The sequence below is a fragment of the Sunxiuqinia sp. genome, assembly GCF_055140945.1.
Genome location: NZ_JBSQYS010000042.1, coordinates 17,922 through 42,472 on the forward strand (window position 1 = coordinate 17,922; position 24,551 = coordinate 42,472).

At 39.3% G+C, this 24,551-nt stretch carries 27 protein-coding genes; 7 read left to right on the forward strand and 20 right to left on the reverse strand.

Translation table 11 applies throughout. The features are described 5' to 3' along the window. The first annotated feature begins 69 nt into the window (after positions 1–69). Positions 70–861, forward strand: coding sequence for a hypothetical protein (locus ACTB00_RS16455; RefSeq protein WP_463301003.1), 792 nt, complete (start codon positions 70–72; stop codon positions 859–861). A 414-nt stretch (positions 862–1,275) separates the two neighbouring features. Here the strand turns inward: ACTB00_RS16455 and ACTB00_RS16460 are convergent, their stop codons facing one another. From ACTB00_RS16460 to ACTB00_RS16480, 5 genes are all read right to left on the reverse strand, one after another. Continuing rightward, on the reverse strand, positions 1,276–1,704 hold the full coding sequence (locus ACTB00_RS16460; protein ID WP_463301004.1) for a hypothetical protein: 429 nt from the start codon (positions 1,702–1,704) through the stop codon (positions 1,276–1,278). Then, complete coding sequence (locus ACTB00_RS16465; protein WP_463301005.1) at positions 1,704–1,946, reverse strand: hypothetical protein; 243 nt, start codon at positions 1,944–1,946, stop codon at positions 1,704–1,706. Before ACTB00_RS16465 ends, ACTB00_RS16460 begins: the two co-directional genes overlap by 1 nt. Before the next feature lie 11 nt (positions 1,947–1,957). Further along, complete coding sequence (locus tag ACTB00_RS16470; protein WP_463301006.1) at positions 1,958–2,455, reverse strand: hypothetical protein; 498 nt, start codon at positions 2,453–2,455, stop codon at positions 1,958–1,960. 766 nt (positions 2,456–3,221) lie between these two features. Further along, positions 3,222–3,941, reverse strand: coding sequence for a LytR/AlgR family response regulator transcription factor (locus tag ACTB00_RS16475; RefSeq protein ID WP_463301007.1), 720 nt, complete (start codon positions 3,939–3,941; stop codon positions 3,222–3,224). Further along, a complete protein-coding gene (locus ACTB00_RS16480; protein ID WP_463301008.1) occupies positions 3,929–5,059 on the reverse strand; it encodes a sensor histidine kinase in 1,131 nt (376 codons plus the stop codon). The genes ACTB00_RS16475 and ACTB00_RS16480 overlap by 13 nt, the downstream gene beginning before the upstream one ends. A 226-nt stretch (positions 5,060–5,285) precedes the next feature. Between ACTB00_RS16480 and ACTB00_RS16485 the strand changes: the two genes are divergently transcribed. Next, positions 5,286–5,669 (forward strand): MotA/TolQ/ExbB proton channel family protein, encoded by a 384-nt coding sequence (locus ACTB00_RS16485; RefSeq protein ID WP_463301009.1) that lies wholly within the window; start codon positions 5,286–5,288, stop codon positions 5,667–5,669. A 39-nt stretch (positions 5,670–5,708) separates the two neighbouring features. Here ACTB00_RS16485 and ACTB00_RS16490 read toward each other — a convergent pair whose 3' ends face one another. Together ACTB00_RS16490 and ACTB00_RS16495 are read right to left on the reverse strand one after the other, a co-directional pair. Continuing rightward, positions 5,709–6,674: a GDP-mannose 4,6-dehydratase gene (locus tag ACTB00_RS16490; protein ID WP_463301010.1), complete on the reverse strand. Its 966-nt coding sequence runs from the start codon at positions 6,672–6,674 to the stop codon at positions 5,709–5,711. A 7-nt stretch (positions 6,675–6,681) separates the two neighbouring features. Next, on the reverse strand, positions 6,682–7,371 hold the full coding sequence (locus ACTB00_RS16495; protein ID WP_463301011.1) for a lipid-A-disaccharide synthase N-terminal domain-containing protein: 690 nt from the start codon (positions 7,369–7,371) through the stop codon (positions 6,682–6,684). A gap of 297 nt (positions 7,372–7,668) precedes the next feature. On the opposite strand from ACTB00_RS16495, the gene lepA reads away from it, so the two are divergent. The 3 genes from lepA to ACTB00_RS16510 all read left to right on the forward strand — a co-directional run bounded on the left by lepA (position 7,669) and on the right by ACTB00_RS16510 (position 10,639). After that, positions 7,669–9,453: a translation elongation factor 4 gene (lepA, locus tag ACTB00_RS16500; protein ID WP_463301012.1), complete on the forward strand. Its 1,785-nt coding sequence runs from the start codon at positions 7,669–7,671 to the stop codon at positions 9,451–9,453. 116 nt (positions 9,454–9,569) lie between these two features. Next, positions 9,570–10,118: an RNA polymerase sigma factor gene (locus tag ACTB00_RS16505; RefSeq protein ID WP_463301013.1), complete on the forward strand. Its 549-nt coding sequence runs from the start codon at positions 9,570–9,572 to the stop codon at positions 10,116–10,118. Then, positions 10,115–10,639: a hypothetical protein gene (locus ACTB00_RS16510; RefSeq protein WP_463301014.1), complete on the forward strand. Its 525-nt coding sequence runs from the start codon at positions 10,115–10,117 to the stop codon at positions 10,637–10,639. Before ACTB00_RS16505 ends, ACTB00_RS16510 begins: the two co-directional genes overlap by 4 nt. A gap of 238 nt (positions 10,640–10,877) precedes the next feature. On the opposite strand, the gene ACTB00_RS16515 is transcribed toward ACTB00_RS16510, so the two are convergent. Next, positions 10,878–11,321, reverse strand: a complete 444-nt coding sequence (locus tag ACTB00_RS16515; RefSeq protein ID WP_463301015.1) for an SDR family NAD(P)-dependent oxidoreductase — start codon at positions 11,319–11,321, stop codon at positions 10,878–10,880. 46 nt (positions 11,322–11,367) lie between these two features. Here ACTB00_RS16515 and ACTB00_RS16520 point away from each other — a divergent pair, with 46 nt between their 5' ends. Continuing rightward, positions 11,368–13,359, forward strand: a complete 1,992-nt coding sequence (locus tag ACTB00_RS16520; protein WP_463301016.1) for a cation:proton antiporter domain-containing protein — start codon at positions 11,368–11,370, stop codon at positions 13,357–13,359. A gap of 61 nt (positions 13,360–13,420) precedes the next feature. Here the strand turns inward: ACTB00_RS16520 and rprY are convergent, their stop codons facing one another. The 5 genes from rprY to ACTB00_RS16545 all read right to left on the reverse strand — a co-directional run bounded on the left by rprY (position 13,421) and on the right by ACTB00_RS16545 (position 18,252). Then, on the reverse strand, positions 13,421–14,107 hold the full coding sequence (gene rprY / locus ACTB00_RS16525; RefSeq protein WP_463301017.1) for a response regulator transcription factor RprY: 687 nt from the start codon (positions 14,105–14,107) through the stop codon (positions 13,421–13,423). Beyond that, a complete protein-coding gene (locus tag ACTB00_RS16530) occupies positions 14,067–15,707 on the reverse strand; it encodes a sensor histidine kinase (protein ID WP_463301018.1) in 1,641 nt (546 codons plus the stop codon). The genes rprY and ACTB00_RS16530 overlap by 41 nt, the downstream gene beginning before the upstream one ends. Before the next feature lie 295 nt (positions 15,708–16,002). Then, positions 16,003–16,749 carry a ribonuclease III gene (rnc, locus tag ACTB00_RS16535; RefSeq protein WP_463301019.1) on the reverse strand — a complete coding sequence of 249 codons (747 nt, stop codon included), beginning with the start codon at positions 16,747–16,749 and terminating at the stop codon, positions 16,003–16,005. Between the two features lie 4 nt (positions 16,750–16,753). Then, complete coding sequence (fabF, locus tag ACTB00_RS16540) at positions 16,754–17,995, reverse strand: beta-ketoacyl-ACP synthase II (protein ID WP_463301020.1); 1,242 nt, start codon at positions 17,993–17,995, stop codon at positions 16,754–16,756. 20 nt (positions 17,996–18,015) lie between these two features. Beyond that, entirely contained in the window at positions 18,016–18,252 is a 237-nt protein-coding gene (locus ACTB00_RS16545) for an acyl carrier protein (protein ID WP_159521093.1), read from the reverse strand. A gap of 189 nt (positions 18,253–18,441) precedes the next feature. On the opposite strand from ACTB00_RS16545, the gene purN reads away from it, so the two are divergent. Then, positions 18,442–19,011: a phosphoribosylglycinamide formyltransferase gene (gene purN / locus ACTB00_RS16550; RefSeq protein ID WP_463301021.1), complete on the forward strand. Its 570-nt coding sequence runs from the start codon at positions 18,442–18,444 to the stop codon at positions 19,009–19,011. Between the two features lie 71 nt (positions 19,012–19,082). Here purN and ACTB00_RS16555 read toward each other — a convergent pair whose 3' ends face one another. The 7 genes from ACTB00_RS16555 to ACTB00_RS16585 all read right to left on the reverse strand — a co-directional run. Then, positions 19,083–20,330 (reverse strand): peptidoglycan DD-metalloendopeptidase family protein, encoded by a 1,248-nt coding sequence (locus ACTB00_RS16555; protein WP_463301022.1) that lies wholly within the window; start codon positions 20,328–20,330, stop codon positions 19,083–19,085. A gap of 1 nt (position 20,331) precedes the next feature. Next, positions 20,332–21,201, reverse strand: a complete 870-nt coding sequence (locus ACTB00_RS16560) for a YitT family protein (RefSeq protein WP_463301023.1) — start codon at positions 21,199–21,201, stop codon at positions 20,332–20,334. A 214-nt stretch (positions 21,202–21,415) separates the two neighbouring features. Next, positions 21,416–21,928, reverse strand: coding sequence for a hypothetical protein (locus tag ACTB00_RS16565; RefSeq protein WP_463301024.1), 513 nt, complete (start codon positions 21,926–21,928; stop codon positions 21,416–21,418). 3 nt (positions 21,929–21,931) lie between these two features. Beyond that, on the reverse strand, positions 21,932–22,621 hold the full coding sequence (locus tag ACTB00_RS16570; protein WP_463301025.1) for a DUF6048 family protein: 690 nt from the start codon (positions 22,619–22,621) through the stop codon (positions 21,932–21,934). Then, on the reverse strand, positions 22,572–23,036 hold the full coding sequence (locus ACTB00_RS16575) for a DUF6452 family protein (protein WP_463301026.1): 465 nt from the start codon (positions 23,034–23,036) through the stop codon (positions 22,572–22,574). Before ACTB00_RS16575 ends, ACTB00_RS16570 begins: the two co-directional genes overlap by 50 nt. 113 nt (positions 23,037–23,149) lie before the next feature. Further along, positions 23,150–24,019, reverse strand: a complete 870-nt coding sequence (locus ACTB00_RS16580; RefSeq protein WP_463301027.1) for a cation diffusion facilitator family transporter — start codon at positions 24,017–24,019, stop codon at positions 23,150–23,152. An 87-nt stretch (positions 24,020–24,106) separates the two neighbouring features. Further along, a partial coding sequence (locus ACTB00_RS16585) for an MFS transporter (RefSeq protein WP_463301028.1) occupies positions 24,107–24,551 on the reverse strand: 445 nt, incomplete at its 5' end.

A 24,551-nucleotide genomic window follows, 5' to 3' on the forward strand; every position in this document is an offset into this window, starting at 1 on the left:
AAAAAAACGACATCAAATTTTGTTATGTTCTACTGGTGTTGTATTTTGGCAGGAAAATAATTCTGACGAATGCAAGGCTACTTCAAACAGATTCCAATCCTCATTTTTCTTTTTTTGATGATGTCGTTAGTTGCCATGGCGCAATCCGATCGTCAAAAAATCGGGATGCCTTATTTTTCAGTTGGCGTTTATTCTTTAGATAACCGAAGCACAGCTAACGGACTTGATGAGATTGGAAACGACATTGTAGGGCTGGCGAGTTTTGGTGGCGGATATGAATTCTTTCTGAATGATTCATGGTCGTTGGGATTAGGAGCTGATCTTTCCATTGGTGGCTTTGAAGATGAGTATTCTGAGCAATTTCTTGATGTGGCGTACATGCAAATCAATCTAACCGGGTTTTCGTTCAATTTACGACCAAAGTATAACATTTTTGAAACGACTAGCGGTGGATTTTTCCTGGAAGGGATTGGCAAGCTGGAATCCTTTGCCAGCAAGGCTCGTTTTGTTTTTTATAATGATGAAGAGGATTTTTCAACCGCAGGCACAACTTCCGGCTTTCATTTTTACTGGGGTGGCTCTATTGGTTATCATGCTGATTTCGAAAACTCAAATGCTGTACAGCTTTCTCTGGGAGTAATTTCACACGATTTTGGAAAAGCCGTTAATAAACTGGACTTGGAGCAGTCGGGGTACTTTGTGAACGAACACCTTAAAAGAGGTGTGTCGTTGGAGGCTCGTCTTGTCTTCTATTTCAGTTTTAAAAGGAAAATAGACAGGTTAGATACCAGTGGTTTTAACTCATTCTTTTTTAACAGAGATGAGCAGGTGAGAAGGCAATTAGATAGAAACAGAAAATAGATTTGCCGAAACCCCGTTGTTTGAAATTCCATAACGTGAAAATTATTTATCTTTTTTAATTCGTTCCTGAAGGAAGAATTAAAAAAAAATCAGGATTCGATATCAATAGCGTCCTAAACGATATAAAAATGTGAGAAGAAAATTAAGTATCTCAACGGCAGTCTGTCTGAAAAGTAAAATTAAGCCGTTGAGATTTCAATGTTTCATTCTTGTTAAAGTCAGCTACCCCAATAATTCTTTCATGGAAAGAGGTTTTTAGACAGTCTGACGTTGGCGGTATGTGCTTTGTGGCGTTATTTTCCATCCGACGTTGATTAAATGCACTGCCGTTGCCTGTATTAAACTTTTTAAGGAGGGGAGGGAAGAATACATCTCAGCTCAGCCAATTAATTCAGCAGATGTATTAAAATTTGGTTAATCTATCGTGTCATCAATAGTGAATTCAGGTAAATCTCCATGAAAAAATTGAGTTGGTAAAATTAACGGTCCAGTAACATTGCCCAAGTTTACCGATAATGTAGTAATAAATGACCTGACGTAAGGAAACATTATTGCAGGTGCATTTGTATTGATAAATATTTTTTTAAGTTCATTATCTTCGAAATCCTTATCAAATTCAAAGTTGCCAATTCCGACAAGTTTTAAATCAAAAAAACCGTTACATGAAATAGAGATTTCCGTAAATATCTTAAAAGCTAAGTTATTGTCTTCTGGATAGAAAACTTTGGGTTCAATATTTAAATCTATACCAGATTCTCCATCATATTGTTGACTTGTATTAAATTTAATATTAACAAAGTCTACACCATGGAATCTTAGTTTCGGTTGATTTGATACTTCCATTATGCTGCATTTCTATTTATTGGATTTGAATCAGTATATGAATCTTTTGTTTTAAAATTTGCCTTTTGAGAACAAGAAAAAACTGATTCTCTTTTACTTTGCATGCCAATGAACGTACCTTTCCCGATAAGATTATTAATGTTTCCTAATCTTCTATTTAGAAGCCATTTCGTGAGACTATCAGAAGTCTCATTTTCTAACAGTTCTTCTATTTCTTTGTCTAATTTATCTAAATCAACCATAGTTGCTTATATTAACATTCTCCTGTAAAATGGAGTACAAAGTTAGTAATTTTTGAGTTATTATATAATGCTAGTTGTATTCTCTTTTTATATTGAAACTCTTTAACCATATAATGAACAGGATTTTGAGATATATCTTGAAAAAGTATTCCATCAAATTTTGTCCATACTTCCTTTTCTAAAAAGAAATCATTTATTTCCTTTAATGTAGGTTTAGAGCCAGTTGATTTTGTGATTTTCTTTGCAGCTCTTTCAATTTGTTTAATCCAAAAGTCATAATGTTGTCTGTTAAAAACTGTATCTAATACATTATCATCAGGTATCTCTGCTTTATAAACATCATATTTGCCAGTTTTGTTTTTAAACTTAATCCCCCAGAAAGTTGCATCATCATTATTTTCCCAAAAATAATATCCTTTACCAAGCCAAGCATTGTCTGCAGTACAAACAATAGGCTCATATAAGTCAGTGCCTCTATTCTCTTGTGTGTGATAGAATGTTCTACCCATTTCTAATTTAAAAGTTTAAAATGTAAATATAATAATCTTAATAACACTCTAACCGGTTTTGTATATACCGAACGTGCGTCGGCAAAAATTTAAAACCTACCACTGTCTTGTCATTGAAAAACTGAATAGCCGGAAAATATACAGATTGTTACCAAATGGTTTTTACTATTCAAAAGCGCAAAAGTTCTATTTCTTATATCAATTTTAAAGGCGTTGTTTTCCGTCCGATTTGGGATGACAGCAACACCTATTTCTGTACAAAACAGATTTCTAAATTACAAAAATCCACCTCATTACACTTCTATTATTGGTTATTAAGCATCAACTAGTTTTCAACAGTTGTGCATGGTTGGGTGAGCTGTTTGGGTGTGCGAGTTGCTGTTTCCTACTGTAAACGGGCAGTTTGGGCTGGTTTGATTTTTCTCGCGCCGAGGTTTGCTGAAAAAAAATTTATTTTTTTGCTCTTTTCCGGTCGGTTCAGGCAAAAAAAAAATTTATTTCGTTCCCCAGCCAGCTGGGGGCAGTCAAAATTTATTTTTTTGTTCTTTTACGGACAATTCAGCAAAAAAATAAATTTTTTTTGCTCTCTTCTGCCGGGTTCATTCAAAAAAGAAAAAAATATCGTTCTCGGCCGCTCAGCGCAAGCAAAAAAAAAATTGCGGATTGATTTTGTGGGTATGGCTCAATGTCACGGTAGTTTTTTTTGCCTGGTTTTGTTGTGATAAGCAAAAATCACCCGCCGCCGGTGCAGGGAGTGCCCGGGTAGCTAGGAGAGAATAATTTTATCAACCTCAGTTTTATAGCTTCGGCCAATGGGAATCTTAAATTCGCCAAGTTCAACCAGCCCGGGAAGTAAGGCTGTAATCTTGCGTATTGAAATGATGTAGCCGCGATGTACCCGCAAAAATTGACTGGCAGGCAGTTGTTCTTCCAAATGGCTGATCCGTTCTTTGGTTGTCAGTTTTCCTTTTTCGGAGTGTACAATAACATAGTCTCCAAAGCTTTCCAGATAGAAAATCTCATGATGCATGATTTTATGCAACTTCTTATCAATCTTTAAAAAGAGGTGATCTGGTGCCTGGTTGCCTTTTTCGGTCGGTGAGGGATTAGCCGTATTCGCATTGACTCGCTGGTAAAACCGGTTGATGGCTTTTGAAAAACGAACCAGCGAAATTGGTTTCAATAAATAGTCAATCACATCCAACTCGAACGCTTCGATGGCATAATTCCGATAAGCTGTCGTGAAAATTACTTTTGGTGCTGAACTCAGGTTTTTCAGAAATTCGATCCCGGTTATTTGTGGCATTTGAATATCCAGAAAAATAAGATCGACCTTGTGTTTCGAAAGAAATTCCATGGCTTCAATCGCATTGTTGCACTCGCCAGCCAGTTTCAGGTTTTTAAATTCGGACAAATGATTTTTAATCACCCGAATGGCAATGGGCTCATCATCCACCACCAAACAATTATAAACTAGTTCGTCCATTGGCTTTCTTGTTGCGGCTTGTGTAATTGATCCAATTCTAACTGCAGTTCAATTTCAAAAGTATCTTCTTTTGGATTGATTTCCAATTGATGTTTGTCGGGATAAATCAGCTTCAACCTTTTTTGTACATTCTTCAAGCCAATGCCTTTTGTATAATCTTCAGCATGGTAGGCATTGGAGTTTCTGCTGTTTTCAATGTGAAGTTGGAGTTGGTGACCTTCAATTATAATTTGAATGGAAACAAGCGGATTTTGAATGGACTTGCTGACCCCGTGTTTAAAGGCATTTTCGAAAAAAGCCAGCAAAAGCATGGGCGCAATTTCCAATTGATCCGGGCTGCCTTTTTCTTCGAGTTCGAGTGTCAGTTTTTTTCCATACCGAATCTTCTCAATTTCAATGTAATTCTTCAGATGATCTAATTCACTCTTCAAACTCACTTTGGGTTGGTTGCATTTATAAAGCATGTAGTCCATCAAGTCAGAGAGTTTTAACACCAACTCGGGAGCTAAGTCCGACTTTTCGAGCGTTAACCCATACAGGTTGTTTAAGGTGTTGAATAGGAAATGAGGATGAATTTGAGCGCGCAGTAATTTGAGCTCCGACTCACGTAACTTCAGATCGGTTTCCAGTTGTCGCTTTTCCAACCGGGTAATTTCTTTCTTGATTTCGAAAGCGCGTTTTACCTGCTCAATGGCAATAAAGGCAAGAATAATAAAATATAAACCAACTAACAGAAAAACGATGTCAATGGAAGTTGGGTCAAGTTTGTAAAACTGGAAATCGCTAACGATGATGAGTACAAACATACTGATCATCAGCTCGCACCACAAGGTAAATACAAACGTGTAAAAAAGAAACAAGACAAAACGCCAGTGTTTACCCTGAAAGAGGAAGCGCGGGATCAGGTAATAATTCAGAAAATAGCTGGTAATTATGGCCAGCGGAAATAGAAGCGAAGCAAAGATAATGGTTGCTTGATAGTCGCGATTGGCACGTCCAAAAAACAGAATGAAGAACAGGTAGGAGACCACCCAGAATAGAAGATGTTGGCCAACTTTAATAAAACTGACTTTGGGAATGTGATCTACTTTTACTTGCTGAAGGATACGCGTCATCATTATTAATATTGAGAGATGTCAAATTAGTGAAAATTTGGGTTGAATTTGAAAAAATGTCGATGAACTACATCATTTAAAGCCCCAATGAAATAATCACCATCTCGAATGATAAGATTTCCACTTTAGGTTGTATCGATGAGCTTTGGTGTTGTTTGTCGACAAAATATGCTGAAGAAGATAGCCTGTTCTACTTTCGTATCATTAATTCATTTTAAATTTAAACATCATGAAAGCAGCAGATTTATTTTACGCGGGTGGCCCACTATTCATGTCAGTTGTAACGATATGGGGAATTGGCATGCTTGTTTTTACCGCACTAAAAGTGGTTCATTTTTTTGTACAGGAAAAAGTCACAAAAAATGGATTGGGACTAATTTTATTATTCGGAAGCCTGGCAATTGTTACCGGATTTTTAGGTCAGGCCATCGGACTGATTGCGGCTTTCGACGCCATTGAGGTTGCCGGTGATATTTCTCCTTCACTAATAGCCGGAGGATTGAAAGTAAGTATGATTGTTCCGGTGTATGGAACTTTCATTTTTATTCTTTCATTAATAGCCTGGGGAATCTTGAAAGAAATATACGTTCGGAAAACCGAAAGATTGAGTTAGCCGAAGAAGAGGTTGTTGATTTTTTTAACAGCCTCTTTCTTATTGGTTAATCTGTCGATACCAGTCTACAAAGTTTTGCACGCCTTCATCAAATGAATAGTGAGGATTGTAATCTAACAGCCTCTTTGCTTTTTCGATATTGGCAAAAGTAATGTCTACATCGCCGGCTTGCATTGGTAGCTGTTTGATGTTGGCTTTTACGCCGCAGGCTTTTTCAATGGCGGCAATCATATCCGACAATTTTACCGGCTGGTTGTTCCCCAGGTTAATGATTTCGTAAACCTTTTCGTTACTGTTCAGGTAATTGATGGCTCCTCGAATTCCGGCAACCGTATCTTCGTAGTAGGTGTAGTCGCGCGAAGTGCTGCCATCACCAAACATCGGGATTTCTTCACCACTCAAAATTAAACGGGTGAATTTATGAATCGCTAAATCAGGTCGTTGGCGTGGACCAAATACGGTAAAAAATCGTAGGTTGATAATGTCCAGGTCATATAACGAATGATAGGTGTAGTTGATCAATTCGCAAGCCTTTTTGGTAAAAGCATAGGGCGAAATCGGGTTGCTCACATCCTGCCCTTCGTGAAACGGGGTTTCCCTGGTATTGCCGTAAACCGATGACGATGATGCAAAAGCCAGTTTTTTGATGCCTTTGTCTTTCATCACATCCAACACGTTTTGAGTGGCCGTGATGTTGGCACGAATGTAGCCCTGCGGATCTTCGATAGATGGACGAACTCCGGCTTTCCCCGCCAGGTGAACGATCGTGTCAATTGACTCTCCTTGGAGGTTTGAAGACAATGTGTCAAAATCAGCCAGGTCAACTTCGAAGAAGCGAAAATTTGGATGCCCAATGGAGGCTGATAAGTTGCGTTCTTTTATTTGACGATCATAAAACGGATCAAAATTGTCGATGCCAATGACCCGATTTCCTTCGGCTAACAGTTTTTCTGATAAATGAGATCCAATAAATCCGGCACATCCGGTTACAACTATCGTTTGCATATGCTTTTTATTTTATTTTCCCTGAAACAAAAGCAATGAGCTTGTTCAGAATGGGAATGTTTAAACGGCTAAAAAGGCTTCGTTTATTATAATGAATTAAGATGTTACGAAGATAGACAAACATGCCTAAACTATGTGCTGCGACCAAGACCGGATCGAGTCGGAAAATACCATAAATAAGGTTCATGGAAGAGCCGCAAATACTGATAATCCAGAATCCGAGTGGTAAGATGGACTCTTTACGGTTTTCAGAATAAATCCACTGGTAGAAAAAGCGTGAAATGAAAATCACCTGTGCAACAATACCCCAAATCATCAACATGAAAGGGTTGTTTTCATTTTTAAAGAAAGTAGACAGCGAGTAATTTGTCCCGAAAAACAGATAGCCTAAAATAGCAACGGGCATGGCCAGGATAACTATTCGTGTGGGAAGCGACATGGTTTTCCAGTCGTTTTTCAACTGTATATTGCGCACATAAATGAAGTAAACCAGGATTTGTCCGATCAATATAGCCGCATCGTTTCGTAAGATCCCATAGGTCAGCATCAGGATTGAGGCCAACAAACTAATCTTCCAAAAGATGGTTGGCGACAGTACTTTTCCTTCGTGTTCGGACTTGAACCACTGCACAATCGTACGCCCAAAAAATAGGATTTGAGCGATAAAGCCGATTGAATATATCAGGTAATCTTTCATTTTTAATTTATTTCAGGCGGTGCAAAGATAATTGAATTCAATTGTTTGCTGACTTTTGATAACTATTATTCCTTTGGGAGCGGTGAATTTAATTAGGGATTTATTAAACTTTCTTAACGCCATGGGCTTTCTATTATTGTAATTAAATTTTGAATATCTTTGCGCCAATCCGAAACGGAGTAATTGAAAGAAAGGTTTTTAGATACATGAAACAAGCATGGAGGAGTTCTTATACACAGGAGGATGATTATACGCAAGTTTCATGTGATACCTATAAAAAGCAAACGACAATAATCTATGAATAATATCCGCAACTTTTGCATCATTGCACATATTGACCACGGTAAGAGTACGTTGGCCGACCGCTTATTGGAAGTAACTAAAACAGTGAGTGGGCGCGAGATGAAAGCTCAGGTACTCGATAGCATGGATCTGGAACAGGAACGAGGGATCACCATTAAAAGCCATGCCATACAAATGGACTATGTGCAGGATGGTGAGAAGTATGTACTGAACCTGATTGATACTCCGGGACACGTGGATTTTTCGTACGAAGTGTCCCGTTCAATTGCAGCATGCGAAGGGGCATTGTTGATTATTGATGCTACACAGGGAATACAGGCACAAACGATTTCGAACTTGTATTTGGCGATTGAGCATGACCTGGAGATTATTCCAATTTTGAATAAAATGGACTTGCCGAACGCCATGCCAGAGGTTGTGGAAGACCAGATTATCGACTTAATTGGTTGCAAGCGTGAAGAAATTATTCGTGCCAGTGGTAAAACGGGAGAGGGAGTCGATGAAATTCTGAGGAGTATTGTTGAAATAGTTCCTGCCCCTAAAGGAAACCCTGATGAGCCGCTTCAAGCTTTAATTTTTGACTCTGTTTTTAATTCGTTTCGTGGGGTGATTGCTTACTTTAAAATTGTAAACGGAACGATTAGTCAGGGCGACTCTGTAAAGTTTGTCAATACTAAAAAGGAGTACAATGCAGATGAAATTGGGGTACTTCGGCTTGGTATGGAGAAACGAAAAACGTTGAGCACAGGCGATGTTGGCTATATCATCTCTGGAATTAAAACCGCAAAAGAGGTGAAGGTGGGAGATACCATAACGCACAAAGAAAGACCAACTTTGGCTATCTCCGGTTTCGAAGAAGTGAAACCAATGGTGTTTGCCGGAGTTTACCCAATTGATGCAGAGGATTACGAAGATTTGCGTGCAGCAATGGAAAAGCTACAGTTAAACGATGCATCATTAACCTTTGAACCAGAGTCTTCTGCCGCACTTGGTTTTGGATTTCGTTGCGGATTTTTGGGGATGTTACACATGGAAATTATTCAGGAACGTCTGGATCGTGAGTTTGATATGAATGTAATTACTACCGTACCAAACGTTTCGTACAAAGTGCACACCACCAGTGGCGAAACCATTACGGTTTACAACCCTTCGGGCTTGCCGGCGTCAACAACTATCGACGATATTGAAGAGCCGTATATTCGCTCACAAATTATTACCAAGTCCGATTTTATTGGTCCTGTTATGACTTTGTGTTTGGAAAAACGCGGAACCCTGATCAAACAAGATTACCTGACTGCCGAGCGGGCTGAATTAACTTTTGACCTGCCACTGGGCGAAATTGTATTCGACTTTTACGATAAATTGAAGTCGATTTCAAAAGGATACGCTTCATTCGATTATCACATTACAGGCTACAAACCTGCAAAATTAGTTCGATTGGATATTTTATTGAATGGTGAAATGGTGGATGCACTGTCGTCACTTATTCACTTCGACAATGCCTACCCAATGGGACGCCGGATGTGCGAAAAACTGAAAGAACTGATTCCTCGTCAGCAGTTTGATATTGCAATTCAGGCAGCCATTGGAGCTAAAATTATTGCTCGCGAAACGGTTAAAGCTGTACGAAAAGATGTCACTGCGAAATGCTACGGTGGCGATATCTCGCGTAAACGGAAACTGCTCGAGAAACAGAAAAAAGGTAAAAAGCGGATGAAACAAGTCGGTAACGTTGAGGTGCCTCAAAATGCTTTTTTAGCGGTATTGAAACTGGATTAGTCATCACGAAATATACTTGTCAGAATCCGATCTGGTACAGATCGGATTTTTTTGTTTGAAAAATGTAACAACCCATCTTTTAATGGAACTAAAAAGTAAACTCAATTCCCAGATGAATGATCAATAAAGAGGAGCAGTTTAAGCAAATTGTAAAAGATAATGAGGAAAGGGTTCGACGTATTTGTCGATACTATTCTAATTGTAATGAAGACTCGAAGGACATGTACCAGGAGATTCTGATAAATATCTGGAAAAGCTTGGATTCGTATCGGGGCGAAGCAGCTATTAGTACCTGGATTTACAGAATTGCTATCAATACCTCGCTGAGTATGTCGGGGAAAGCTTTTAAACAGCTAAAATTCAGGGTTGACATGGATATGCAACACCTTGGCAGTTTGATTGACGATAATGGTGTGGAACAGAAAAAACTCATGGAAAAGCAGCTGGATCGAATGCAGACGCAAATCAATCAACTTACAATTATCGACAAGGCTTTAATATCCCTAATGCTGGAGGGTTTATCGAGTAAGGAGATTGCGAATATTGTTGGGTTAACCGAACCCAATGTCCGGGTGAAAATTCATCGGATAAAAGAGTCGTTGAGAAAATCGTTTGGGAGTGGAGATTTGGAGCAGGGTCAAACATCAGAAAACGAATTACTATGAATCAGTTATTGAATCAGTTGAAGTCGCAAGACAAAAAAATGTGGAGAATATCGAGGAACTTTCGGTTACTCTACTGGGTGATGATACCTGTTTACACATTTCTGTTGGTATTATTTCCGTCTGACGATGTATTGCTTGTCGAACGGTTGGGAGGGCTATGCTTTGTTTTGTCATTTGTTGTGTTTGCAGTTTTGTTTAGTAAGAAAGCTCGTGAATTTAAAACGATCGATTACTCTCAGCCCTCAGTTCAAATGCTCGAAAGTGCAGTTAAACGGTATCGGCTTTGGAAACCAGAACTCGCATGGGCACTATTTGCCATCTTGTTTTTAGATGCCGGAATGGTTCTGATGCGTATTCCACGGACTGAATCGGATTCACTACTAATGGTCATATTGAAGGTTCAGTATGTTCTTGTTCCTTTAATAGCAGGAGGTTTTGTTGTTGGCATTATCTGGTGGTATCTCAAACATAAACCATTGAGAGATTATGCACTTCAGTTATTAAAAGCACTGAAAGAGTAAAGGGGGGGGCTCAGATAAAAGTAGTCTTCAGAGAAGCGTAAATGACCAAATGAAGATTTTGCCCGTTGTGGGGGCAACTAGTGGTGCAGATCTTTATTTCTTTGGAAACTCTATGATAATATTTTAAAGCCCGTAATATTTCATTAGAAGCTTTTCAAACAAACTGGCAGGGAGCAATACTTTAAGCCAAGGCATGACTAGTTCTATCGGCGATCCAACTCGGTATTTTGGAGCGAGTTTATTCTTTTTTCAGCAATTGGCTTGCTTTACGGGCTACTTTTAGAGGGTCTTCAGCTACATTAACTTTATTGGTTGCATTTAAATTAATTTCCTCAAAAGCTTTTCGGTAGGGCGATTCAGAGTCGAATTTTGGATGCTTCCGATGTTGGGCGACTTCTGTTTTAAAATCACCTGGTTGCAGCACGCAGGCGTCTATGCCAAACGCTTTTATTTCCATGCATAATGACTCAATCATAATATCGAGCGCTGCTTTGCTGGCGCAGTATACGCTTTGAAATGGCAGCCCCGCTTCGGCAGCTAACGAGCTGATTAAGATAATCCGGCCACTGCCTTGTTGTCGCATAATTGGAATAATTGCCTGATTAACACGTAAAATGCCATAAAGATTTGTAGTGCGATCGTTAGTTGCTAAAATATGCTTATTTTGATTAATAAATTTCAACTATTAGCAGAAGGAGCCTGTTTGTATAAATTCAAAACCTATTTACATGGAGCTAGTTCTTTTAAAAGATATCGTCATTATTTTCGCCTTGTCAACTGTTGTAAATTTTTTGTTTACAAAAATCAGGGTGCCCACAATTATCGGTTATCTATTGACCGGGGTAATCACGGGTCCGTACTTTTTAGGAATAATCGGATCCCATCATCAAATTGAGTTACTGGCAGAAATCGGAGTCGTTCTACTCATGTTCACCATTGGGCTCGAATTTTCGATCAATCATCTTTTACGAATACGAAAGATTGTCTTTCTAGGAGGGTTTATGCAGCTCATCCTGACTGCCGGCATTACGATGTTAATTGCCCGTCTGTATAGCATGGGCTGGACAGGGGCTCTGTTTGTTGGGTTTTTAACCGCTTTGAGCAGCACGGCAGTTGTGCTGAAGCTTATGCAGGAACGGTCTGAGATTACATCTAACTATGGACGAACAGTGCTGGGGATTCTGATTTTTCAGGATATCATTTTGATCCCGTTGTTGCTTTTTACGCCAATGCTGGGCGGGGAAGTATCTGATCAGGGCGGACAATTGCTTGTCTTGTTTGGGAAAACAATTGTCTTGGTTGGAATGGTGTATGTTGGTAACCGCTGGTTGATGCCGCGCCTTTTAACCTTGGTGGCTCATACGAAAAACCAGGAGCTCTTTATGATGAGTATTTTCGCCATCTGCCTGTCGGTTGCCTTGTTGACTGCAGAAATGGGGATTTCGCTTGCATTCGGGGCTTTTCTGGCCGGTTTGATGATCTCAGAATCGGAGTACAGTCACAATGCGTTCGGGCAGCTAATTCCTTTTAAAGATACGTTTACCAGCTTTTTCTTCGTAAGTATTGGCTTATTGCTTGATTTGAGTTTTGTCGCAAATCACTTTATGCTTGTTGTTTCAACTGTTTTACTTGTATTGTTTATAAAAATGGTGATTGCCGGAGGGACAGCATTTGTTCTGGGGCATACTTTCCGCGGGACAATAATGGTCGGTTTTGCACTTTGTCAGGTGGGTGAGTTTTCCTTTATTCTGGCACAATCCGGCCTGAAATACGAGATCATACCGGATTACTATTATCAGTTATTTTTAGCAGTTGCAATTATTAGTATGTCGGTTACTCCGTTGCTCATGATGTTGTCTGCTCCAGTAGCCACTCGGATGCTGAAATTTCCGCTTCCAAAACTTTGGGTCGATGGCTTATTCCCGTTACCACAAATAGAGATTCCCGAGTTGAAGAATCATGCTGTTTTCATCGGAAAGGATTCCAGATCTCTTAATTTGTCTGTTATGGCCAAATATCTGAATATGCCATATATCTCTATTATTTTTGATCCGGGAACGGTGAAGAAATTACAGGCAAAGGGAGAGACTGTCATTTATGGTGATGCCACCAACGAACCGACTCTTGAAAAGGCACATGTAAAAACGGCTGATATTGTCGTAATCTCGGTGGGAAATCAGATTGTATCCATGTCCATTATTGATCGTATTCGTCATTTGACCCCGCATGCCTTTATTATTGTGCGAACCAAAAAGGTTAATGATATTCAAGAATTATACCGATTAGGAGCCAATCAGGTGATTCCTGAAGAATTTGAAACAGCAATTGATTTGTTTGAACGGATATTGAGAAAAAGGTTAGTTCCACAGCGCGAAATAAATATGATCATTGCGAAAATCAGAGGTGATCATTATGGGATTTTCAGGGAAGAAACCAGTAAGTCAGATCAACTTTTTCAGGAGTTGCCGAACCTCGAAATTATGGCATTGAAAGTTCGCGAGGGATCATTTGTGGTAGGCAAAAGCATTAGCGAGATTCGTTTCCGAAAGGTGTTTGGGGTTACCTTGGTAGCCATCCTTCGGGAAGATAAGCTAATCGAGCATCCGGACGTGCATTCGGTTCTTGAGAAACATGATGTTGTTTATATCATGGGCAGATCAGAGCAGATTGCGACCGCATTTGAGCTTTTCGGAAAAGATGAGCCTGCTGAATCGAACTAAAAAATCCCGGTCAGCTATTGACAGGGATTTTGGTATCATCATATTTATTCGACAGAAAAAATCAAACGATAAGCTTGTAGCCTTTTCCGTGTACATTAATAATTTCAACTGTAGGTTCTTCTTTTAAGTGTTTACGCAATTTGGTGATGTAAACATCCATGCTTCGTGCATTGAAATAATTGTCATCAATCCAAATGGTTTTCAATGCAAAATTACGTTCCAAAACATCATTGGCATTGTTGCAAAGCAATCGCAAAAGTTCTGATTCTTTGGTTGTTAATTTGACCGTTTTTTCATCCGTTGCAAGCGTTTGCTTCCGATGGTCAAATGTAAATTTCCCCAATTGATAGGTCGACTGCTCTCCACCTTTGCTGTCGCTGGTGCGACGTAAAATAGCCTCGATGCGGAATATCAGCTCTTCCATGCTAAATGGCTTGGTTATGTAGTCGTCGGCTCCCATTTTAAATCCTTCCAATACATCTTCTTTCAGGTTTTTGGCTGTAAGAAAAATAATAGGAATGTCTGAGTTGATTAACCGAATGTCTCTGGCCAAAGTCATCCCGTCTTTTTTAGGCATCATAATGTCCAGAATGCACAAACCATACTGATTTTTTTTAAATCCGTCGTAGGCAACTTCACCATCACCATACAAATCAGTATCATATCCTTTGGCTATCAAGTATTCTTTAAGCAGAAGGCCTAAGTTTTCATCGTCTTCGGCTAATAAAAGTTTTGTTTTTGTTTCCATTTACTTTCACATTTAGTGGGAGGTATATCATGAATTTTGTTCCTTTATTTAAAGCACTCTCCACCTTTATTTTTCCCTGGTGCGAGTCAATAATTTTCTTTACATAGCTTAAGCCAAGTCCAAAACCTTTTACATCATGTACATTGCCAGTTGGCACACGGTAAAATCGCTCAAAGATTTGCGCCTGATGTTCTTTCGCGATTCCAATACCATTGTCTTTTACCGAAACGACTACAAAGTCTTTTTTGTTTTCGGTGTTTACTTCAATAGCCGGAACGTCTTTGCCGTATTTCATGGCATTGTCCAGCAAATTGAATATCACATTGGTAATATGCACTTCATCTCCTTTAATCAGGTCGTTCTCGGCTGCTATTGTTGATGTTAGGGTGCCATTTTTGCTTTTTACCCGTATCTCAAAGTTAAGAATTACATTGTTAATTAGCTCATTCAAATGAACATCTTTGAATTTTAACTTTAAACGACCTTCGTTAAATACAGCCATTTGTAATACTTTTTCAACCTGGAAACCAAGTCGTTTACTCTCTTGCAAAATGACATTTGACACATGCTCGATTGTACGTGGGGTGTTGCTTACACTGTTGTCGTGCAACATTTGGCTTGCGAGCGAAATGGTCGAAATAGGAGTCTTAAGCTCGTGTGTCATATTGTTGATAAAGTCGTTTTTGATATTTGATAGTTTCTTTTGTTTCAGAATAATCAATATGGTGTAAACGAATATTCCGATAAGCAAGGCTGTTAAAATAGCGGTTGGAATAACCATTAATCCAGCTTCTTTAAGGAGGTAGCTTTGTCGCTTCGGGAAATAAACAAACAGGTAATTTGGTTTTGGATCAATCACGTCGTTTGGGAAAAGGAGGCTTTTATAGGGGATTTTATTGTCCGGATTGAATCCCTCGTTTCCGTATATTTTTTGCTCCTGTCCTTGCGGGAATGAGTAGATGGCGTATTTATAATCCAGGTTTATGTTTGCGTTGTTAAACTCTTCCTTTAATGCCCGCTCTAATGCTTTTTGATTTATGCGTTCGCTTATTGGTAGCTGGGAGAATAGAAATTGATTTTGAATGATTCGGTAATAGTTAGCCTGTTCATTTCTGCGCTTTTCGTATTGCTGACGAATATAACCATCGTAATCATGTATTTCATCAAATGCTGAGCGGAAGTCTCCGGGCATTCCACGTTCATTTCGATAGGTTGAGGTGGAATCGTTATATGTAATCGATAGTTCCTCGCGATAGGTCGATGAGTTATTGCGTTGAGAAAAGCGAAATGAAATATTAACATCTCCGTTCTTTCCTGTTGCTTTATTATTCGAGTTCCCCGGGAAAATACGTTGTTGTTGGTTGTTTTTTGGAAATAATGAGTTGCGATATGCTTGAAGATTACTTTGCGCAGCAAGCAAAGAGGCTTCTTCCAGTTCTAGTTTTCGGACAACTTGCCGAATAGAGCGGTTCACCATTTGGTCAAACTGTTCTTCTTTTATTTGAAAAGCTTTTTGAATGGAGTTGGTTTGCACCAGAATCAAGCTAGTCATTACGATGGCCATGATCACAATCAAAAAAATGATAACTCGTCTACTCATGACTACAAATATAATCTTTAAAAAACAGGGTAATCAGCTGTTTAACAATATTTAACATTGGCTGTAGATATTGAGTTTAAACGGTTTTGGTGTAAACAAAATCTTAACAGGCTTTAACATTTGTTAGCATCGCTGCATGTATAATCTCTATATCTTTGTTAGAGCAAATGTATAAAACTGCATTTGCACAAATGGGGTTTAACTGAGTTTTTTACAAGGTGAATTTAGGTTTTGGTTTTTAAAGCGGAGTTGAGAGGCTCCGCTTTTTTGTTTAGGAATCTTAACACTCGCGCTTTTAATTCTCCTGTCCTTCAAGTTCGTTTAGCTTGCCGAGCGCCACTTTTGATGCCTTCTGATGAGCTTCCTTTTTTGATCCACCTTCACCTTTCCCAATTACACGATTATCGATCGTTACTGTTGAAACGAAGTGTGGCTGCTTATTTTCTCCAACTGTATTCTCGACAGTTGAAAAGTCAACTTCTTTTTTATTTTTCTGGCTCCATTCAATCAGCTGACTTTTGTAGTTGGTATTTGTTTTTTGAATGACATCCAGATCTACTTGTTGAAGAAGTAATTTACGAATAATGAAATTCCGTGTGACCTGGTAGCCTTTGTCAAGGTATAAGGCGCCAATAATCGCTTCTAAAGCGTCACCATAGATATGGCTATTCTCGTCGGTGTTGTTCGTGTTCGATTCAATGTAGTAGTTCAGCCCGATCTGAAAAGTTAATTCTGTTAGAAAGCTTCGGTTCACTAGTTTAGATCGCATCTGAGTGAGAAAACCTTCATCCATATTTGGGAACCGGTTATACAAAAATTCTGCGATAACTGCCCCCAGTATTGCATCGCCCAAATACTCCAGCCGTTCATTATTAACCCAATTCCCTTGCGAATCAGTTTTTGAAGCTGAGCGATGAGTTAGTGCCGTTTCATAAAGTTTAATATTGACCGGCGAGCAATTGAATAATGATCTTAAAAACAAATAAAACTCTTTTCTCGGAGAAGAAAAGAGTTTTATTTGTTGTGCGATATTTCTTATCACCTTATCAGTATTTCTTAAAAATTACTGTAGCATTATGTCCTCCAAAGCCAAATGTATTGCTCAATGCATAAGTCATTTCGCGTTCTTTTGCTTTGTTAAATGTAAAATCAAGTCTGCTGTCAATCTCCGGATCGTCAGTAAAGTGATTTATTGTTGGAGGAACAATTCCATCTCTCAATGCCAGGATTGAAGCAATGCCTTCGATCGCTCCGGCAGCACCTAACAAGTGACCTGTCATTGATTTGGTAGAACTAATACTTAATTTATAAGCATGGTCGCCAAAACATTTTTGAATTGCTTTTGGCTCTGCAATATCTCCTAGTGGAGTAGAGGTTCCATGAACATTGATATAATCAATGTTTTCAGGTTTTATTCCGGCATCTTCCAAGGCCCAGTTCATAACCAGTGAAGCACCTCTTCCTTCCGGATCAGGGGCAGTCATATGGTAAGCGTCTGCCGACATTCCCCCGCCTACAATTTCTCCGTAAATTTTTGCTCCGCGGGCTTTCGCATGCTCGTACTCTTCAAAAATAAGAGCACCAGATCCTTCGCCCATTACAAATCCATCCCGGTCTTTATCAAAAGGTCGGGATGCAGTTGTCGGATCGTCATTACGTGTTGAAAGTGCACGCATCGAATTGAAACCACATAATCCTGCGTCGTTGATTGCTGCTTCGGAGCCCCCTGTAATAAACAAATCAGCTTTACCCATGCGAATGTAGTTAAACGCTTCGATCATGGCGTGTGACGCTGATGCACATGCTGATACAGTTGTAAAATTGGGACCGCGAAATCCAAAGCGGATAGATACTAATCCACCCGCGATGTTCGCAATCATTTTCGGAATAAAGAAAGGATTAAACTTAGGGCGCTCAAGGTTGTATGCTCTAACTTCTTCATAAAAAGTTTGCAAACCACCAATTCCTGCTCCCCAAATCACGCCAGCGCGATCTTTATTGAGTGTTTCCAGGTCAAGACCTGAATCGTCAATTGCTTGCTGAGATGATGCAAATGCATAAAGCGTATATGGATCGTGTTTACGAACCTCTTTTTTCTCAACGTAGTCCGTTGGGTCAAAGTTTTTTAACTCACATGCAAATCGGGTTTTATGAAGGTCTACATCCATCCGAGAGACAGGTGCAGCTCCACTAACCCCGTTTTTAAGCCCTTCCCAAAATTCCTGTACAGAATTACCAAGCGGGTTTACGGTTCCAAGTCCGGTTATAACTACCCGTTTAAATTCCATAAATCTTTAATTCAAATTTATTACTTAACGTTTGCTTCGATGTGAGAAACAGCTTCACCTACAGTTGAAATCTTTTCAGCCTGATCGTCTGGGATAGCCAAATCAAATTCTTTTTCAAATTCCATGATTAATTCTACTGTATCCAAAGAATCTGCACCTAAGTCATTTGTAAAAGAAGCTTCATTTGTTACTTCGCTCTCGTCAACTCCCAATTTATCAACGATAATTGCTTTAACTTTACCTGCAATGTCAGACATAGTTCTAATTTTAAGTTAATATTCAATTTTGTTTTTAAAAAATCCGCTGCAAAGTAATAAATTTACCCAAAATATATCAAAGAAAAACTTAAATAAATAGCTGTTTTGGACTGTAAGTTATTGATTGTCTAGACTATATTTGAACATGTGAGTCCATTATTCTAAAAATATAATAGAACTAAATTTGAGATGAAGAAGATTGCCATTTTTGCCTCAGGATCAGGCAGTAACGCACAGAATATAATCGAGTATTTTAACGGAAATCGCAATGTTATTGTTGATTCTTTGTGGTCAAATAACGAAAATGCCTATGCATTGATACGAGCTGAAAGGCTTGGTGTTGAGACTTTTACTTTTTCACGAGACGAGTTTTATCACAGCATTGACATCCTCGATGAATTGACTGACCGAAAAATAGACATGATTGTCTTGGCGGGCTTTCTTTGGTTGGTGCCGAGGTACCTCACCGAAGAGTTTCCGATAATAAATATACATCCGGCTTTATTGCCTAAGTATGGAGGAAAAGGAATGTACGGTCAGTTTGTGCATGAAGCTGTTGTGAAGAATAAAGAAAAGTCATCGGGCATCACCATTCATTATGTGAATGAAAAATATGACGAAGGGAACATTATTTTTCAAGCGAATTGCGATGTGGAGCAATCGGATACTCCGGACGATGTCGCTCAAAAGATACATTTACTCGAGCATGAACATTTTCCCCGGGTGATAGAAGAGGTGCTATATCAAAGTCAGGATTAGAATAGGTATAAAAAAGCTCAAACAGCAAATGATATGCTGTTTGAGCTTTTTACTTATTTCTATGTGTAATCCTATTCTTGAAAAGGAATTAGATTAAGCTGTGCGGTCAGCGAATCCTTCACTTGGTTGTATGCAGCTAAATTTTCATCGTGAATCGGTTCCACAGGTGGTGCTTTTACTTTCAGCGGATCCATAGCCGACCCGTTTCTAAATACCCTAAAATCGAGATGAGGGCCAGTTGCTAGTCCTGTTGCGCCAACATAACCAATAACCTGTCCTTGCTTTATTCGCACACCGGGAGCAATTCCTTTTGCAAAGCCATGTAAGTGCATGTAGCAGGTTGTATAAACCGAATTGTGTTTGATGTATACAAAGTTTCCACCTCCGCGCTTTTGATAGCCCTTTCGCGTGACAACCCCATCACCAATCGATTGAACAGGAGTCCCGGTTGGTGCAGCATAATCAATTCCATGATGTGGACGCCTGATTTTAAGTACCGGATGGAAACGACTATTTGAGAATCGCGAGCTGATTCTTGAAAATTTCAATGGTGCTTTCAGGAAAGCTTTTTTCAGACTATTTCCTTCTTTATCGAAATAGCTTAGGCTGCTGTCCTGCTCAAAATGAAATGCGTAAAAGTCTTCACCCATATGATGAAACTGGCAGGCGTGAATTTCGCCAATGCCAATTGAGGTGGAGTCAACATATTTCTCTTCGTAAATAACCTTGAACTTATCGTTTTTTTGAATGCCGTAAAAGTCGATCGACCACTGATAAATGTCGGAAAGCTCAATGGCCAGGACCGGATTGATATTGTTATCAGTCATCGCATTCCAAAGTGAGCTTTTAATTGTTCCCGACGCAGATCTCAGCTTCGTGTGGATTGGCTTTTGTCCTTTATAAATCTGAATAGAATCATTCAGGTCGTAAACCACGTAATCGGTATTGTCGATTTCGTAAACGAAATAGGCAGGTGTTTGAGCACTGTCTTTCTTCAGGAAAAAATGATAATGGTTCTTGTGCTTTAACTTACGGACATCAAAAATAGGTTTCGATTTGCGAGCCAGCTCATCAATCTTTTGATACGAAATATTCTTTTTCACCAAAATATCAGATAAATTTTGGTTACGCATAATATCGGCATCTTCAATCGTGAATGAATCCACGGGAAGTCCAAACAGAAGAATAGGATCGGGTATCGGAATTGGTTCCGGTTCGGGAACAGGAGCCGGATTTTCAACTGGCGGGTTAACCAAAAAAACGACGAATAAACTTAAGGTAATCAGCACTAAAACAACTTCGGCAATATATTTTTTCATATTAAATTTTCATCTTGTCAAAACCTTGCCCATAAACACCCATCACACTCCCCATGGAAATAAATGCTTCCGGATCGATCTCTTTTAATTTTCTAAAAATGAGACTGGTTTCTCTTTTTCGTACAACTGTCATGACTATTTTTACCGACTCTTTGGTGTACCAGCCTGTTCCGTCAAGTACTGTAACGCCTCTACTGGCATTTTTATTGACATAGTCGGCAATTTCTTCAAATTTTTTCGAAAATATAAAAATTTGAGCAGATGCGTTCGAACCATTTAAAAAAGCATCAATCGTATATGCAATTACCCACATGGAAACATAGCCGTAAACAAGTTTGCTTGGTGATTGAAAAACAAAGTAGCTTGATGCAATGATAATCACATCGCAATACATGATTACCCGACCGGGGCTAATGTTCCGGTATTGGTTGATTATCATGGCAATAATGTCGGTTCCTCCGGTGCTGCCTCCACGCGTAAAGACCAGCCCAATTCCAATTCCACCCATCATGGCTCCCAAAACAGCCGACAGAAAAGTATCGTCAATCAGCGGTTCGCTGATTAGGTTTGGAGTAAGCCAAAAGAGTAGGGTTGCGATTCCCATGCTAAAGATTGTTTTTATGCCAAAGCTTGCTCCTAAAATTTTAATGGCTATTAAAATGAGAAATGAATTGATTACAAAGTAACTAACAGCAACGGGTATCTGGGTGCTATAAAAAATAACTGCCGATAGACCACTGATTCCTCCTCCTGTGATTTCTGCAGGAATTAAGAATACGGTCCATGAAAGAACGTATAGTGACATGCCAAACGCAATTACCAAATAGTCCGTCAGTGTTGTCTTTAATTTTATTTTTTGTGTTTCAGTCATTTTTCATTCTTTTTCTCCGGTTCAAACTCGTAAAAATTCGTGTTGCTTTTTGGCGACCGAATCGGCTGCAAAAGAATGCTTTTTAGTTCGACGAAAAAATGGGTAAAAGTCACTGTTTGAAGAATTATTTTGCGCCTTCAAATCAGAAAGAAAAAAAGGGTTAAAAACAGCAGCAAAAAAACACTGAAATGCTGACCGATAATGATTGGAAGAATTAGTTAGCCGGAACCACGGACGGCTCTTGAATGATCAAATACTCCCACTTGGCAGTATTAAATTTTCGCCCACGTGAAAGAAGTTGTACACCTTTGATAGCTAACAACGTTCCAAAGGTTCCAATACCTGCTGTGAACGGAATGACCAGTATCGCAAACCCACCTTCAGATACTGCCATAACTGTCCCACTTATTCCGCCGACTCCGGTCCAGGAGCCAAGTAGAGTAAACACGCCTCCGGAAAGATTGCTGGTAGAAAGCTTGGCGTATAATTCCTGTATTTGATTGATTTTTATCGTGTCTGAGTTTACGAGGATCGATTCTTTATCGATAATTTTGAATTTCCCCTTGTATTTTTGTCCGTCCTTTTTAATGGTAATTTTGGCACCTTCCTCAATTAGCCAGGTTTGCTGATTCCTGTATTTTCTGACTACAATACCATTTTCGGTTTGCGCCATTCCCGAAAGCATCGACAGGAAAACAAAACCTAAAGTAAGAACATAATGTTTCATGGTCTACTTTCTAAAATTAAATGGAAAATTGTAGTAAACTGAATATGAAAAATCGAAATTGAATTTTTTTTCAGCCGGACCAAACCCAGGATTAAAGTAGACATGAGGCAAGTCAAAATCTTTTTGCCCAAGTTTTAGTTTGCCACGGATACTCCAGCCTATGAAAAAGTTTTTCAATACTTCGCCTTTCATGCCAAATACAATCTCGGTCCATTGAGCGCTGTAGTTTTGTTTATCGAAGCTGCCGCTGAAGTCGCCCCAGTAATTTGGCACATAAAAGGACTTAACTTGCTGGTTGGCCAGTGTAAACCCGTATCTCAAGCCAACATACACCATGTCCATGTCCTGACGGTTTTCAGCGACCAGAATATTATAGTCGAAGCCAATTTTTGTATACGATCCAGATGAAGAATAATCAAGATAGTCTTGCGTTAATCGAAGTTTCTCCCATCCGGTTTCAAGGGTGGGGTATAAGTTTGGGATCAGTTCCATGTCAATGCTGAATTCGGTCCCATAGCGGTTTCCTTTGTTCCAAAAGTGTTGTAGTGAGCGTGAAAGATCCATTCCAACGCGCAACCCATCCATGTGAATGAAGTTGTCTTTTCGTTTGGGTTTTAACTTTAGCTCTCGCTCCTGCCCAAAACTAATTAATGCTATCAGGGAGAGAATTAATGTAAAGCTTAATATTTTCATGCCAGGTCTTTGTCACCAAACTGTCAGTCACGGCGTAATCGTCAATACGATTATAGCTGTGGTCGACATCAAGTATTTTAAATTCGTTGTAAAATCCGGTTTCTGCTGATTCGAAAACTAATTCGGTTTCATGGGTAATTCTCAGGGTGTCGGCAATCGAGTCTAGCAAAATTACAAAGCTCGTTGTTTCTTCAAGGCTTAGGGGAAGCAAGAATAAATCAGTGGTTTGCTGATAGAGCCATATACTATCCTCCATCCCAATGCCGTATGCCGAAACTTTTGGAGTTGAGTTGTCCAGTGAGTCTACATTTTCCAAAGCAATTTCCAAAAACGCCTGCGGTGGCTGCTCGTAGACATCGTCGCAGGAAATTGCTAGTCCAATTAGAATTGAAATGTATAATAAGTTCTTTTTCATCTTAAAAATCAAAAACGCTAAAATAAGGATATTAAGTATGATTTGAAGCTAAAAGACAATAACTTTTTTAAAAAGTAGTGAGATCAAAATTCTGAATGTTTTTTTAGAAATGCTTACGAATCTTCATAAGGTTCCGGATGAATTGTAGTAACCAAGTTAAATTTCTGTTTGATATGATTTTCAATCCGGGTACAAATTTCATGCACTTCGCTTAATGGCATGTCGGCCGGAAGTTTGATGTGGCAACTTAATTCGTTGTGGTGACCGTATTGGTGCAAGTGAAAATGGTGGATGAATACTTCTAATTCAAGGAGTTTGTCAACCTCCGTTTTGATATCCCCAATTAGCTTAGGGTCAATTCGCTCCCCTAGTAAACTTTGTATTTCTTTCGAAAGTATTTCGTAGCTGGCATAGGCAATCATAATGGCAACAATTAAAGCCAGCAGGGAGTCGATCCACCAAAAATACTTGCCAACCAAAATACCAATTAAAATGATGATGGATGAAAGCGAGTCGGTTCGATGGTGCCAGGCATCAGCTTTTAAGATAGACGATTTTGTTTTCCGATACCCCCAGAAAGCATATTGAGCAAGCACTTCTTTTCCAATAATTGAAATAATTGTGACTACAATAGCGGTGGTTCCAAATGTGCCGGACTCCCGGCTGTTGAATCGTTCGATGGAATTAATCACAAAATCAAAAGCGACAATAGCTAATAGAACGCCAATAATGACTGCCGCAATGTGTTCGGCTCGTCCATGCCCGAAAGGGTGTTCCTCGTCAGCTGGTTTGCGCGACAGTCGTCCGCCAAGTAGCACGATAACCGACGAAACGGAATCGGTTAAGGTATGCCATGCATCGGCAATTAGAGCGATCGATCCGGATACGATTCCGGCCCAGTATTTCAGGGCGAAAAGCAGCAGGTTCGTGAAGATAGAGATCCAACCCTCTAAGATGACATATTTTTTGTTACTATCAATCATGTCTTAAATTGTCGCTACAAAACTAGCCATTTCTATTAAAATAGTTGATTGGATAGTTGTTGTTTTTTGTGTTTAGGACAAAGCCAACTATTTATGGGTTGATGTGGAAAATACAAACTGGATGATTAAAAACATTAAAAGAGCAAGTCCGGCTCCTGTTCCAAATGCTGCGCTCAACCCTTTTAGTGAATAGAAAATACCAACGATCAGCGGACCTAAAGTTTGCCCCAAACGAAGAACCATCGAGTTAACCGACATGAAAGCTGCACGCTCCTGAATAGAGGCAAAACCAACCAACAGGTTTTGAACTGATGGAATAATTACTCCGTGCCCAACTCCGAATATCATTACCGAAACGATCAGCATTCCATAGCTTTGCGCAATCATCATTAATACTGTCGAAAAAAAATAGCTCAAACTTCCAATAATAAGCTGTTGCTTAATGGTTATTTTTTTACTTATCCAACTTAATCTGGATGAGACAATGGCTGTGGTGACCGACATCAAGGACATCATTAAACCGATCGTATAT

Excerpts from the sequence above, each read along its gene's own strand:
- ACTB00_RS16485 (WP_463301009.1), top strand. The coding sequence starts at position 5,286 with ATGAAAGCAGCAGATTTATTTTACGCGGGTGGCCCACTATTCATGTCA.
- ACTB00_RS16475 (WP_463301007.1), bottom strand. The coding sequence starts at position 3,941 with ATGGACGAACTAGTTTATAATTGTTTGGTGGTGGATGATGAGCCCATT.
- rprY (WP_463301017.1), bottom strand. The coding sequence starts at position 14,107 with ATGGAAACAAAAACAAAACTTTTATTAGCCGAAGACGATGAAAACTTA.
- ACTB00_RS16465 (WP_463301005.1), bottom strand. The coding sequence starts at position 1,946 with ATGGTTGATTTAGATAAATTAGACAAAGAAATAGAAGAACTGTTAGAA.
- ACTB00_RS16505 (WP_463301013.1), top strand. The coding sequence starts at position 9,570 with ATGATCAATAAAGAGGAGCAGTTTAAGCAAATTGTAAAAGATAATGAG.
- ACTB00_RS16460 (WP_463301004.1), bottom strand. The coding sequence starts at position 1,704 with ATGGAAGTATCAAATCAACCGAAACTAAGATTCCATGGTGTAGACTTT.
- ACTB00_RS16565 (WP_463301024.1), bottom strand. The coding sequence starts at position 21,928 with ATGAAACATTATGTTCTTACTTTAGGTTTTGTTTTCCTGTCGATGCTT.
- ACTB00_RS16560 (WP_463301023.1), bottom strand. The coding sequence starts at position 21,201 with ATGACTGAAACACAAAAAATAAAATTAAAGACAACACTGACGGACTAT.
- ACTB00_RS16470 (WP_463301006.1), bottom strand. The coding sequence starts at position 2,455 with ATGGGTAGAACATTCTATCACACACAAGAGAATAGAGGCACTGACTTA.
- ACTB00_RS16455 (WP_463301003.1), top strand. The coding sequence starts at position 70 with ATGCAAGGCTACTTCAAACAGATTCCAATCCTCATTTTTCTTTTTTTG.
- ACTB00_RS16520 (WP_463301016.1), top strand. The coding sequence starts at position 11,368 with ATGGAGCTAGTTCTTTTAAAAGATATCGTCATTATTTTCGCCTTGTCA.
- purN (WP_463301021.1), top strand. The coding sequence starts at position 18,442 with ATGAAGAAGATTGCCATTTTTGCCTCAGGATCAGGCAGTAACGCACAG.
- ACTB00_RS16490 (WP_463301010.1), bottom strand. The coding sequence starts at position 6,674 with ATGCAAACGATAGTTGTAACCGGATGTGCCGGATTTATTGGATCTCAT.
- ACTB00_RS16570 (WP_463301025.1), bottom strand. The coding sequence starts at position 22,621 with ATGAAAATATTAAGCTTTACATTAATTCTCTCCCTGATAGCATTAATT.
- ACTB00_RS16510 (WP_463301014.1), top strand. The coding sequence starts at position 10,115 with ATGAATCAGTTATTGAATCAGTTGAAGTCGCAAGACAAAAAAATGTGG.
- ACTB00_RS16530 (WP_463301018.1), bottom strand. The coding sequence starts at position 15,707 with ATGAGTAGACGAGTTATCATTTTTTTGATTGTGATCATGGCCATCGTA.
- ACTB00_RS16495 (WP_463301011.1), bottom strand. The coding sequence starts at position 7,371 with ATGAAAGATTACCTGATATATTCAATCGGCTTTATCGCTCAAATCCTA.
- fabF (WP_463301020.1), bottom strand. The coding sequence starts at position 17,995 with ATGGAATTTAAACGGGTAGTTATAACCGGACTTGGAACCGTAAACCCG.
- lepA (WP_463301012.1), top strand. The coding sequence starts at position 7,669 with ATGAATAATATCCGCAACTTTTGCATCATTGCACATATTGACCACGGT.
- ACTB00_RS16575 (WP_463301026.1), bottom strand. The coding sequence starts at position 23,036 with ATGAAAAAGAACTTATTATACATTTCAATTCTAATTGGACTAGCAATT.
- ACTB00_RS16480 (WP_463301008.1), bottom strand. The coding sequence starts at position 5,059 with ATGATGACGCGTATCCTTCAGCAAGTAAAAGTAGATCACATTCCCAAA.
- ACTB00_RS16555 (WP_463301022.1), bottom strand. The coding sequence starts at position 20,330 with ATGAAAAAATATATTGCCGAAGTTGTTTTAGTGCTGATTACCTTAAGT.
- ACTB00_RS16580 (WP_463301027.1), bottom strand. The coding sequence starts at position 24,019 with ATGATTGATAGTAACAAAAAATATGTCATCTTAGAGGGTTGGATCTCT.
- ACTB00_RS16545 (WP_159521093.1), bottom strand. The coding sequence starts at position 18,252 with ATGTCTGACATTGCAGGTAAAGTTAAAGCAATTATCGTTGATAAATTG.